Below are 12832 nucleotides of genomic sequence, written 5' to 3' on the forward strand. Positions count from 1 at the left end.
TTGTTGAAAATTGAGGTTAAAAAATGAGTTTTACCGTTTTAGACAAATTACCCAAGAAGGAAAAGCCAAAAGATGTCCCTATTTTGTATGCGCATGAATTGTCGGATCAAGAATTTTGGAACGAATATGTTGCATATAATCGCCCATGTTTAATAAAGGGAGCGGTGAATCATTGGCCAGCTTCAAAGAAATGGCAGAATACAAGTTACCTGAAGCGCATTAGTGGTAAGAACAATATTGCTGTTTATCCCCATGTGAATGTAAATGGCGAAGGTAAGATGAAGCAAGGGATTATTAGGTGTAACTTCGAGCAGGGTATTGACCTTTTGCATTCAAACGAACATGAAGTCGTTAGCATGCCTGGAGTCACCTTTGGTGATGTCGGTACATTCTCTGAGTTGAATGCCGATATTGCAACATTTCCTTTTATGAGCAAACTTCCAAAACCGTTGGGTTATCCTAAAAATCGTTTTTTCATTTATCGAAATGCCAGTACCGGATGGCATAACCATCCGATGGACGAGACTCTGATGTGTCAGATCGTTGGTTCCAAAAGGGTAGGGTTAATGGAAAGCAACAATGGTTCTTATCATGATTTTAAAAAGATTTGTGCAGAAGATGACTACGTTGAGGCAGCAAGTTTAGATGATTTTGCTGAAAAAATGAGCCTGTATGTGGTCGAAGTAGAAGAAAGCGATGCACTTTATATCTCTCCTCATTGCTGGCACGCTGTGGATCCTATCGGCAATGACTTTGGGATTACGCTGGCCAAATGCTTTCGTTCACCATTACACAAAATTGGCAGTCTGCGCTACCCGGCGACGAGAGAGTTATGGGTTAGTGCAATGCTACGACTAAGCCGAAATACGGTAGTTATTCCCTTATTGGGATGTAAACGTTAGCGGTACAGCTTGTATGGCGTATTCGACGTATTGTGCAGTAACGAGTGAGCAATAAGCTTAGCGGCTTTTACCGCCAATAGATGGATCATACCCCTTTGCTAATTATTAATAAAAATATATGAATGGAGTAAAAATGAATAATCAAAATAATGCTTTGAATGAATTGGACATGCAACGGATATCTGCGTTGCTTTATCCTTTATCTATTGAGGAATTTATGCGTGATAAATGGCCTGGAAATTTTCAATGTTCCACAGGGCCTGTAGAACGCTTGGCCGAATTGATCGAACACCCTGATTTTAACAGTATCGATACTTTAGTGAGAGCGCCTGGTATCGGAGATATTCGCGCCGATTTTACTCGTGTGCAAAGACAGAGTCGATTAGTTACTCCGGAACATGCTGTGGAGTTGTATCATTCTGGGTGCACCATCTATACGAACAACTTTGCCAGTGACGTTATTCAAAGTTGGAAAAAAACTCTGGATACAGCATTTGGCCTGATACCGGGCCGGGCGCAAGTGAATGCATTTGCATCAACATCGGGCACAGGTTTGCCTTGGCATTGGGATTCCCAAGAAATTTTCATTGTTCAGGTGAAAGGTAAAAAACGCTGGCACGTAGCACCAAACGAAGATATCGATTGGCCTACGTTGGGTGGCCGACCTGGCGCTGAATCGCGTGCAGATATTAAGCATCAATTTAGGACGCCAGGAAAGCCTGTTGCGGAGCCTAAAGAATGGGATACGGTTGATCTTGAGCCTGGTTCCGTTATGTTTTTGCCCCGTGGTTATTGGCACAGAACTGAAAATATTGACAGTAGCATTCATATCGTTCTTCAAGTTAACCTTATGAATTGGAGAGATGTATTTTTGTATTTGCTTGAAAATATCCCTGCATTCCATTCAGCTGAGTGGCGAAAGCCGACACTTGCATTAACACCGGACAAATTGATGACAGATGGGCTACAAGAATTTCAAGCCAGATGTGGTTTATTCAATGCCATAGCAACGCCACAAGGGTTGGCTGAATTAGCTCAGTTATATTCAAGCAATCGTTAAGGGATAGTATTTAACCTGAGCTTAGGATAATAAACTTGGTAGTGTTATAGCATGGTCATTATCCCAAGTTCAGGTTATTTAAGGCTAACCGTATTGATTGTCATATCGAAATTGGTGAGAAAGCTCTTTAACTTAAGTTGATAGTTATTACTCGTGGTTTAATTCGGCGGTTGTTGGCAATCGAATACTCGCTATGGCGCCTTGATTGTTCACTCTATTGGTAAGAGTGAGTTGCCCGCCGTGTTGTTCGATTATGTTTTGGCATAGCGGCAGTCCAATACCTTGCCCATCGGGTTTGGTGGTATAAAAAGGAATAAATAGATTTTCCGGATTTTGAATGCCGGTCCCACTATCTGTAAATTCAATAACGACCTGATTGGATCTCAGGTAAGAGGTAATTGTTAAATGGCATTGATCGTCATTTGCTTGTTTGGCATTGACAATAAGGTTAATAAAAACCTGCTCTAACAAAACAGGATCGGCAACAACAGAGGCAACTTGAAGATTAAGCTCAAACGATAGAGGTTCATTCAGTGATAGCTGTGTTTGAATAAAAGATTTTAAATCAATTTGTTGTCTATTGATGGTGAGTGGCTTAAATATTTTGCTGTACTGAGCCACAAAAGTATTAAGGTTTTTACTTCTGTCTACGATAACACTAAGGATTTCCTTGTCATTTTCATCTTTACTGTCTCTTTCTAGTAATTGAGCCAGTGATTGTATCGGCGTTAACGAGTTTTTAATTTCATGACTGAGTACTCTAACCAGCTGTTGCCATGACTCTTTTTGCATTCGCCTCAGTTCTTTACTGATATCGGTAAAGATCAGTAAGGTGTGCTCTCCGAACTCATCATGGTAACGACCCGAGCGAATGCTATAGTTGTTGTTCAGCTCGGTTGCATTGAACTTCCAGCCTTGCTCGGTTTTCAATAGCTGTAGATGTGAAGCTGGCATTAAATTAATTAATGACCATTCTTTACCTAACCACAGCGAAAGTGCATTGTTACCATCTTTGATGCGCATGTCTCCATCGAGTATTACTATGGGGCTATCTAGTTGCTGAATAAGCGCAAAAGACAGTAAGTTTTGTTTTTTATAGAGCAGGCTTTTTTTTCTCAAGGTTTGCGATAAGTCTTCTATTTCTTTAAAAACCTTTCCAGAAATACCGAGCGAGTAGGGGCTAATGCTTTTAACCGAATAATCATTTTCTTTAATGGCATCGAGAGCGGTCAGGATCTGATGGTAAGGCGTGAGTAGCGCTTTTTGAATTTTGAATGTCATTAATACCTGTATTGGTACCAATACTGAAATGACTGAAAGCACCAGTAATACAGAGTGGCTTAACAGCCATATATTACCGGAAATTAGCAGCAGAATGAGACCGTGCACAAATAGCATCAGCAGGGTAAAGGCTCGCTCCTGGCTGTGAGTTCTCATTTATTTTCCAAAAAATGCTTGGCAACAATATTATACTTTTCCATACGACGATAAATTGAACTTTTGCTGATGCCTAACAGGTTGGCTGCTTCGTGGCTTTGCCCTTGGGCTTTCGTAAGCGCCATGGTTAATAGCTTGCGTTCTGCCTGTGCAATGGTCATTAACGGCAGTTGATCGGGTGATGAAATTTTACTTTTGGCTTCATCATTTAAGTTGAGATGATCGGCGGTAATACAATCGTCGCGATTAAGTAACAGTGCGCGCTCTATAATGTGGCTTAATTCTCGCAAATTACCAGGAAATGAATGCTGTTGCAGTTTGTCTAGCGCATTGCTTGATAATTCTCGACCGGGTTTGTGGTACTTGCGACAGGCATGATTGAAAAAATGTTGAGCCAGATAGGGAATATCTTCTTTCCTGTCTTTGAGGCTGGGTACATGTAATTCAACGGTATTTAATCTGAAATATAGATCTTGGCGAAAATCGTTATTGGCAATCAGTGTGTTGAAATCTGCATTGGTTGCGCTGATTAATCTGACATTTGCGCGTTTGGTTTTACTGGAACCCACCATTTCAAATTCACCGGTTTCTAGAACACGCAGTAATTTTGCCTGTTGGCTAAGCGGAATATTAGCAATTTCATCCAGAAAAAGTGTCCCGCTATCCGCCATCTCAAAACGGCCGATACGCTCTTTATAAGCATTAGTAAAAGCGCCTTTGGTATGACCAAACATTTCACTTTCAAACAAATTCTCTGCGATCGCTCCCATATTGACACTAATGAGTGGGTTATTTTTCAATAATGAATTCTGATGTATATACCGTGCAATGGTACTCTTGCCGGTGCCATTTTCTCCGGTCAGTAAAATAGTCACGGGGGTGTCCGTCACTTCGTCTAACTGTGCTTTAAATAGTTTCATTGATGCAGAATACGCGATGAGCTGCGGCGTATGTTGAAAGTCATCAATTTGCTGCTTTAAGAGACGGTTTTGCTTTTCTAACCCTTCCAATTTTAATGCTTGTTGGACGATTTGTAGCAACCGCTGATTGTCCCAAGGCTTTTCTATAAAATCAGTTGCCCCGTTTTTGAGCGCTTTGACAACCAAATCCACAAATGACCATGCAGTTATTGCCACCACGGCAATATCGGCATTAATGGCTTTTATTTTTTTAAGGCAATCGATCCCTTCTTCGCCAGACGTTGTGTCTCTGGTGAAGTTCATATCAAGTAAAACAAGGTCGATGTTTTCACTGTGTATGATGGCCAGCCCGAGCTCAGGTGAATCAGCTTCTAATACTTGAAAGTTATGCTTAGATAGCAGGTATTTGGTACTAAGACGGATATCAGCTTTATCATCGATAATAAGAACTTTTTGTATTTTATTCATTTTTTAAGTCTTTGGCTGTATCCCGACCCGACAGGATACAGCAGTTTTCATCAAAATTACTCGTTTCGGAGTGCTTTTGTCGGATCACTCGTTATTATTTTTCTTACTGGTAATACACAGGCGATGTATGATGATACCACTAACAAAAGTATGGCTACAAAGATATGCAACCAATTAGGCTGGGCTAATAATTGAATTTTATCATTCAAGTAGAAGTATAATAGAGTGCCTAGTAACAGGCTGCAGATAAGCCCTGAAAACAAGGGCGTAAAAGCTTCTTTGAGTACCATGTTAATCAGTGTGTTTTGTTTGGCACCTAATGCAAGACGCACACCCAGCTCAAATCGCCTCATTTGCGTTGAATAGTTCAAAACCCCGTACACACCCGTACTCGCTAACAATAAGGCAAATACGCCAAATGCGGCCGCCAGCCACTCAGCTAATTTATACTGATATAAAGCCTTGTCTGCGGTTTGTGTTAGTTCTTGATAATCTAAAATACGAATATCGGGGCCAAGTTGCCGTACTTGCTCAATAACGGCAATTTTGCTGATATTAGAGTTTGACTCGAGTTTGAGATTAATGCCCTTAAAGTGCCGGCTCCATGGCTGGTAGATATAAGCGCCATCGAATTGTGTAGCTGCAGAGCCATTAAAATGATCTGCTACGACACCAATAATTTTTGCTGCAAGTCCGGATTTATTATAAACGAATTCGCCCACAACATCGGTTTTACCAAATAAGCGTGTTGCTAGCCCTTTACTGACCATGACGACCTTGGCATCGTCGATTATTTCTTGCTCGCTGAAGCTCCGTCCATGTAATAGTGGGTGTTCAAAAAGGCTGAAGTAATTTTCATCGATAGCATTCATACCAAACGTGCCAGCTAGTTGACGATGCTTGTCATAAATCTGCGTTTGATAATCACCGACACGAAAGGGGGAAACCAACGAGGTTGATGCTGATTTTATTTGAGGTAACTGGTTGAAATGTTCCCTGAGACGATGCATTAAATTGATTTTTTGTGCTTGTTCAGGGTAGCTGGTACTGGCATCAATTGAAAAACTAATGGTGTGTTCAGTATTAAATCCCAGCGGCTTATTGGTAAATTGAATCGTGGTACTTATCACCACCGCAGTTGCTAATAACAGCAGCGTTGTTAGTGCGGTTTGCGAGGTTGTCAGTATGTTTCTGACATTTTTTGACACTTGTATACTCGTCCCCTTACCGCTGGAATTCAGGTGTTCGATTAACATCTTATAGTTAATTAACCTATTGCCTAAAACAGCTAAAATGGCCGCAAGCAGCAGCGCAATGAACAAGCTGAAAATTATCGAGGTAGCATCTATCCCGAGCTCTTGTACACGAGGTAAGGCTGTTTGTGCAACTTTCTGTGTGAGATTGAGTAGTCCAGTTGCGAGTAATAGCGCATAGAAGGTTGAAGTTAGGGTGAGTAGGGCGCTTTCAATAAAAAGCTTTTTAAAAAGGGCTTTGCGACTGGCACCAACACTGGCACAAATCGCCAAAGTATGTCGTTTTTTGGCGACATGTGAAAAATACAAGTTGATAATATTCACCAGTGCAATAAATAATAATGCGACAGCTCCAGCGAAAATCATTAAGGTAATGTGATAACTGTCTCCTTTGATTTCATCTTCAAGACTGAACAAAGACGCTGCTATTTCAATGTTGCTATCGGCTTGGTTGTTATAAGTTGATGCCAAAGTGTCTTGAAACACGCGGCTAAACTGACTTTGAACCTGTAAAAGTTGGGTATTATCAGCAACTTTTATCAAGCTGAATAAATTACTGGTATTGGTATCACCTTGGCCATCAATGATACTTTGATATGCCGCGCTTTTGCTGATTGGCAGATAGATGTCATTCGGCACTTTATTGTAAAAGGGAGAAGGTTCAACGAACTTGTTGTCGACAACACCGACAATGGTGTAGAAATTATCGTCAAATTTAATGTCCTGACCGATAATATCTTGCTGCCCCATAAAGTAAGTTTGCCAAGTGTCATAGCTGATAACGGCTTCTGCTCGGGTATCTTTTAAATCTTTCGCCGGTGAGAACCCTTTTCCTATCAGCATAGGTACCGACAGCAGATCGAACCACTCATAGCTGGTATATAAGGTATTGAGCCTAGGCTCACTTTTTTGACTAGTAAGAATGCCCCGATCAATATAGGTGATTGCTGATGTTGCGATTTCCGCTTGTTTCTTATAAGACTCAAATTGCACATTTATAATTTGCGAACCAATCCTTTCTTCGCCATTTCGGGTGGTCTTTTGTTTAAGTAAGAATAAATTCTCTGCATTTTTATAGGGCAAGGCTTTAAGTAAGATCACATTATTTAGATTAAAAGCTGCAATCAATAGGCTTAATGTTAGGGTTAAAGTAAAAACAAAGGTAAAGGTAAAACCAATGTTGTTTTTAAGGCCAACAGCCGCATGAATAATTTCCTTTTTAAGCTTCATTAATGGCCTCCATTAATGTGGGTTCGGTGATAATTTCGCCATCCAAAAGATGCATATGTTTACTGGCGATTGATGCATATCTTGCATCATGGGTAACCATACATATAGTTGAACCTTGCTTATTGAGCGTTTTTAACAGGTTCATTACAGCATCACCATTTTTGGAGTCCAGGTTACCGGTCGGCTCGTCTACCAATAAAATTGCCGGATTTCCTACCAGTGCTCTTGCAATCGCAATACGTTGTTGTTGACCACCAGAGAGTTGATTCGGTTTATGGGATTGGCGATGAATCATATCCACTTTCGCCAATGCTTCGCCAACCGCTATATCAATCTCACTTTCTGAAGGCTCTGGTTCTCTATAGCGCAGCGGCAAAGCGACATTTTCATAAACACTGAGCTCATCGATCAAGTTAAACGATTGAAATACAAAACCAATCCGTTCATTTCGCACCATGGCTCTTTCATCTATGTTTAGTCGGCTGACATCATTTCCTTCAATATGATATGAACCGGAAGTCGCGGTATCAAGTAAGCCCAAAATAGCCAACAGTGAAGATTTACCACATCCTGAAGGGCCAGAAATTGAAACAAACTCACCTTGATGAATCGTTAAATCAGTTCCTCTTAGCGCATGAGTTTCTAATTCTTCGGTAATGTAAACTTTGGTAATTCCTTTCAATTGCAAACAAATATTATTATTCATGTTTTTTCCTTTTGCTCTAGTTTGTTAGAGTGACCGTGCCTTGTGCAATATATTTTTGCATATCATTGAGAATGAAAGATTCTTTTTCATTGCCACCCGATTTAATTTCGATGTATTTGCCGCTACGAGCGCCAAAGTTGAGTTGGGTTGCGGTGGCGATGTTGTCTTTGAATAATCGAAAGACTTTTTTCTGGGAATATTCTTCGCTGTTCACCGGTGTCTGGAGATAAAGAATATCATTTAGCTCCCCCAAATTTATTTGTGCTTCAATATTAAGGGCAGGGCGGGCATTTTCGGGTAATTGGCCAATTAGTTCCAGCTCGACTTCAATATTCCCCCCTTTTACTACGGGCTCAATTCTTCGCACGGTAGCCTTAGCGACCCCGCCACGCGTATCGACATTAGCCGGCATACCGACCTTCATTCCTTTGATGTCTCGTTGTGGAATTTGTACAACAGCGAGCAATTTTTTAGTGCCCCCAACCAAAGCCAGCTTTTCACCACTTTGCATGTTTTGCCCGAGTTCAACGGGTAAATTTTGCAGCACTCCCTCGATACCTGCTTTAACTTCTAGCTGCTGCTGTCTATCGATTGCCAAAGCTAATAAGCTTTGTTTTTCTTCTAATTTTCCTAGCAGTATTTGTTCTGCTTGCCGATGGAGCTCAGCGAGCTGGGTGATACTCTTTTGGGTGAATTTCAAACTGCTTTCGAGCTTTTTGACTTTAATTTCACTCGTTAATAAATCAAATTGTGAAACGACTCCTTGCTCCGCCAGAGGCTTTAAAGCCAGGTACTTTGTTTTAGCCTCTTGAGCATCAAATTGTATATCGGCTAATTTATTTTGGTTTAGCATATTCTCTTTTTGGTGTTCAAGTTGCAGCTGTTTTAATGCGACCTGCGCGCTATTTCTGATCTGCTGCGCCTGTAATACAGCCTGATCTATTTCCGGATTAGACATGCGTAAAATAACACTATCCGATTGTACTGTTGCGCCAGGCTTCAACAGAATTTCTTCCACTACAGCTGAAAAGGGCACCGTAATTAAGCGTTTTCGTTCAGATTCCAACACGCCAAACCCCTTGACTTCTAAAGGTAAATTGCCTCTCTTTACCTCGGCAATAGTAAGCGATGACGAATCCACTTTGTGATTTTGGCTCGATTGAAATTTGAATATTATCCAGATCACTAAGAAAATTAAAACGGCAGCTAACAGATAGCGGTGATTTATCGTCTTTTTACTTGATGTGCCACGCTTTATGTCCATGTAAATTCTCTTTTTATAAAATACTTAGCATGGTTTAGCAATAAACAAGCCAAGTTTTAACCTATTGAATTTAATGTATAAAACTGTTTTTAGGTTATTGTTGCATGTATAATTCCCGAAATCGTAAATTTTTTATTTGTGATTCCGAAAAAACATACCTGCTGCGGACCAAAATACTATGTTCTCTTGTGTTGTATAATCTTTTGCTCGAACGGTTGGTAGTTGTGGCATCAGCTTCAGCAATGATTGCTGATTGCAATGCTCGTTTATCAATTTGGTAGTAAGGGTTTGGTAAATCAAATCAGACTCTATTGTTCTGGTCAACTCCAGCCGGACACTTTTTTAAAGAATTCTCATACTCTACTGGTGACTGATCGTTATTAGCGGAGTGCAGCCTTTCCTGATTGTAATACTTCATATATTCAGCAACATCATTTTTCATATGTTCACGAGTTGGTTGAGCCACTTTTAGCAACCAATCATGTTTCAAGCTACCAAAGAACTTTTCAACAACAGCGTTATCCCAACAAGCTCCCACATCACCCATGCTTGCTCGCATACCAAACTGCTTCAACATGTTACGGTATCGCTTACTCGTATATTGAGACCCTCTGTCAGAATGAAACACCAATCCCTTCTCTGGTTTTCTCCATATTAAGTGTGAGTTTAAGTTTACCTTCAAGAAAATTTCGACACTGATCACGAATGGCTTCTACTTGTTGTTTGTTACCTTTGACAATTAACACAAAGTCATCGGCATAACGACAATAAGCAACCCTAGGTTTCCATTGTCTATTTTCCTCTAGTACAATGGTACGCTTATCTTGGATTGTACGACTCCAGTACAGCGATCTTTACGTGCTTTCTTGCTCAAGTAGCATTTATCCAAATACTGATCACATTCGTTGAGCATGATATTTGACAATAACGGAGAAATAACACCACCCTGTGGTACGCCTTCGCTTGTTGCACAGAATAGGTTACGTTCAATATGTCCTGCTTTGATGAACCGCCAGAGTATAATTCATTAAACGTAAGCGTGTAGCTAACGACACCTAGCTTTGCTTAATGTTCCAAGGTAGCAGTGGCTCAAGGTTATCTGGCTGCTCAGCAAGACGCTGTAAGCAAGTAGAGATATAGTCATGCACCACAAGGTCATTTGCCTTTGCAGTTTCAACAAGACTATAGAGTATGGCGCTGGCATGTGCACCATTGCAGGTATTTGAGAACAACCAGTTTTTTCGTCCTATTACGAACGGTTTTATAGCTCGCTCTGCACGGTTATTTTCAATACTGAGCCTGCCATCATCAAGGTAACGCCTGAGTTTCTCAAACTGATTTATCGCATAGGTAATTGCTTCACTTAACGCCATTTTTGGTGGGATTTATCTTTATGCTTGAGTAACTATTGATACAATTCATCAACGATTGGTTTGGCTTTTTCTTTCTTTACTGAGGCCGATGTGGCCAATAGCGCTTTATCATGTTCATCGAGAATATCTTCTGCTTCATTGAATACTTCGCCTGCACCCGGCATCTTTTCAGATTTCTTAGCGTACTCTTTGGCTGGTTTCGCGTTATAAGCTTGTAGCAATTCGTGAATTTTCGCGTCTTTTTCAGCTAACTTTTCATCTATATGCTGTTGCAACTCAAGCAACATGCGCTTGAGTTTTTCTGGGTCGTCAGGAAGTGAGTGTGCATCAATTTTCATGTTCGCAATTTAACAGAATTTGACGGTGTTTTCTTGCTTGACGCAAAGATAAAACAGACTGTGTGGCAACGATCATTTACTGCCAATATGATCGATTAGATCATCGATTGATACTGCAATTCTTTATGACCAAGCACATAATATCCCGACAACAACCAATCCAATTGCTCTGGACTGAGCTCAAATTCTTGCAGGCTGACTTTGTTTGGCCATTTGAACTTTTGTTTTTCTAACCGTTTGTACTCGACAACTGCTCCTGCGTTGTTCTACTGCCAGCCATCCATGGCAGTCACAGCAAAGCCCGTTTTATCCCAGTAAACCAGCTTGAGTTTATCCTTCGCTTTGTTGCAAAATAAAGCGCCAGTATAGGCATCACGTTCAAGCTCACCCTCAACGATTGCGACCAGACCATCAATGGATTTTCGAAAATCCACAGCATCGCGGTGTAAGTAAATACACTTTGGTTCAACAAACATTTTCATCAGGCAAACTCGCGTAGTAATTGGCCTAGATAAGATGCAGGCGTTGTGGGAGGCAAACTGACGTTTACTTTTCCGATTTCGAGGGTAATCGACAGTTGGTGTTCGGTGACGTCAACGTGTTTAGCTACTTTAGCGCGAACAAAGCTGCCTGATGATTCATTAAGCTTACTTCGTGCGGCATAGAAGCTTGTTTTTGATAAAGCATGTTGCTGGCAATAGTCAGTGATAGTTAAATCGCTGGCTTGTTGTTCTTCAATAATACTGCGCCATTGTTCAAGGCTGCGTGTTTTTCTCATGGCTATCTCCTCATTGAAATTCGGAAATAGCTTAATCATTTTGACGAGTGACTGGCAGGTGCATTTTGCTAGACGCTTACCTTGCTAGTGCTGTTATTGAGCGTTTACAAAATGATAATCGTGCGCCTGAGGTTATTATTGTCGCTATTGAAAACACCAATCGACTCAGAGATTTTTATCCTACAGTGAACAAGGAACCACAGGGCCCAGTTGGTGAAGGGGGCGGTGCAGCAACGTTTTTAGCGTTCTTTGAGCAAGAGCTTATTCCTCTCATTAATAAGAATTATCGTACGCATGACTATAAGGTTATTGCTGGTGCCTCCGCTGGTGGTGTATTTGCGCTGTATGCGTTGCAGGCCAAGCCTGAGTTATTTCAAGCGCACATTGCTTATAGCCCTGCGGTTTGGTGGAACTATGGCGCATCGGTAAAAAGTACAAAGTCGTTTTTAGCTAAAACGAAAGAGCTTAACAATTACGTTTATATCAATATTGGCGAAGAAGCCGGCATCATGCGTGAAAGGTATGATGAATTGCTGCAAGCGATGCAATCGCCTAAAGTGCGGGGGTTACGCTTTTTTAATGATGCGTTTGATGGTATCTCGCATGGCTTAACCTCTGCTGCAGGCATATTTAATGCTTATTACAGCTTATTTTTACCTAAACAAATGCCTATAAGTGCTTTAACTGATGATGTAGCCTCTATTGATGCTTATTACCAAAACTTATCTCAACAATGGGGCGAACAGATAGCGCCACCAGACCGTGCTGTTAGGCTACTTGGTTACAGCTTAACGGATAACCAGCAATTTGAGCGGGCTATTGAGGTGTTTAAATACAATATAAAAAATCACCCAAAATCAGTTAGTGCGATCTCTGCTTTATCTTATGGCTATGAGATGCAAGGTGATATCCGTCAAGCGCTTGAACATATGGAATCTGCATTAGCAATTGCAGATGATTCATACCCTTATATAAATTACTTAAAAGAAACGAAAGCTAGGTTGCAAGCAGAGCTGAGCAAGAGCTAAAAATATTGCCCACTTAGTTGTTGGCTTTTTATGAAGGTCTTTTTAGGTTTGCAGCGCTTACGGTGAAAGCCAAAT

At 40.9% G+C, this 12832-nt stretch carries 10 protein-coding genes and 3 pseudogenes; 3 read left to right on the plus strand and 10 right to left on the minus strand.

The window, feature by feature from the left end; all coding sequences use genetic code 11:
• Positions 1-23: 23 nt before the first annotated feature.
• A complete protein-coding gene (locus A7968_RS11305; RefSeq protein WP_064666689.1) occupies positions 24-902 on the plus strand; it encodes a cupin-like domain-containing protein in 879 nt (292 codons plus the stop codon).
• A 133-nt stretch (positions 903-1035) separates the two neighbouring features.
• Entirely contained in the window at positions 1036-1962 is a 927-nt protein-coding gene (locus A7968_RS11310; RefSeq protein WP_064666690.1) for a JmjC domain-containing protein, read from the plus strand.
• Between the two features lie 147 nt (positions 1963-2109).
• Here the strand turns inward: A7968_RS11310 and A7968_RS11315 are convergent, their stop codons facing one another.
• From A7968_RS11315 to tnpA, 10 genes and pseudogenes are all read right to left on the minus strand, one after another.
• Complete coding sequence (locus A7968_RS11315) at positions 2110-3399, minus strand: sensor histidine kinase (protein WP_064666691.1); 1290 nt, start codon at positions 3397-3399, stop codon at positions 2110-2112.
• Positions 3396-4787: a sigma-54-dependent transcriptional regulator gene (locus A7968_RS11320; protein WP_064666692.1), complete on the minus strand. Its 1392-nt coding sequence runs from the start codon at positions 4785-4787 to the stop codon at positions 3396-3398. Before A7968_RS11320 ends, A7968_RS11315 begins: the two co-directional genes overlap by 4 nt.
• A 56-nt stretch (positions 4788-4843) precedes the next feature.
• Entirely contained in the window at positions 4844-7270 is a 2427-nt protein-coding gene (locus tag A7968_RS11325; RefSeq protein ID WP_064666693.1) for an ABC transporter permease, read from the minus strand.
• Positions 7260-7976 carry an ABC transporter ATP-binding protein gene (locus A7968_RS11330; RefSeq protein ID WP_064666694.1) on the minus strand — a complete coding sequence of 239 codons (717 nt, stop codon included), beginning with the start codon at positions 7974-7976 and terminating at the stop codon, positions 7260-7262. Before A7968_RS11330 ends, A7968_RS11325 begins: the two co-directional genes overlap by 11 nt.
• Before the next feature lie 16 nt (positions 7977-7992).
• The gene (locus tag A7968_RS11335; RefSeq protein ID WP_064666695.1) at positions 7993-9240 is read right to left on the minus strand and encodes an HlyD family secretion protein; all 1248 of its coding nucleotides are present in this window, start codon (positions 9238-9240) and stop codon (positions 7993-7995) included.
• A 301-nt stretch (positions 9241-9541) separates the two neighbouring features.
• A pseudogene (locus A7968_RS23170) lies at positions 9542-9889 on the minus strand (integrase core domain-containing protein); the annotation flags it as partial.
• Positions 9890-10295: 406 nt separating this feature from the next.
• Positions 10296-10607 (minus strand): annotated as a pseudogene (locus A7968_RS23570) (IS66 family transposase); the annotation flags it as partial.
• Between the two features lie 38 nt (positions 10608-10645).
• Entirely contained in the window at positions 10646-10951 is a 306-nt protein-coding gene (locus tag A7968_RS23575; protein ID WP_064666697.1) for a hypothetical protein, read from the minus strand.
• 95 nt (positions 10952-11046) lie between these two features.
• Positions 11047-11433 (minus strand): annotated as a pseudogene (gene tnpB / locus A7968_RS23805) (IS66 family insertion sequence element accessory protein TnpB).
• Positions 11433-11729, minus strand: a complete 297-nt coding sequence (gene tnpA, locus A7968_RS11360; RefSeq protein ID WP_064666698.1) for an IS66 family insertion sequence element accessory protein TnpA — start codon at positions 11727-11729, stop codon at positions 11433-11435. The pseudogene tnpB and the gene tnpA overlap by 1 nt, the downstream one beginning before the upstream one ends.
• A gap of 65 nt (positions 11730-11794) precedes the next feature.
• Here tnpA and A7968_RS11365 point away from each other — a divergent pair, with 65 nt between their 5' ends.
• On the plus strand, positions 11795-12757 hold the full coding sequence (locus A7968_RS11365) for an alpha/beta hydrolase-fold protein (protein WP_227008872.1): 963 nt from the start codon (positions 11795-11797) through the stop codon (positions 12755-12757).
• Positions 12758-12832: the final 75 nt, after the last annotated feature.

The sequence above is a fragment of the Pseudoalteromonas prydzensis genome (assembly GCF_001661495.1).
In the GTDB taxonomy this organism is placed as follows: Bacteria; Pseudomonadota; Gammaproteobacteria; order Enterobacterales; family Alteromonadaceae; genus Pseudoalteromonas; species Pseudoalteromonas prydzensis.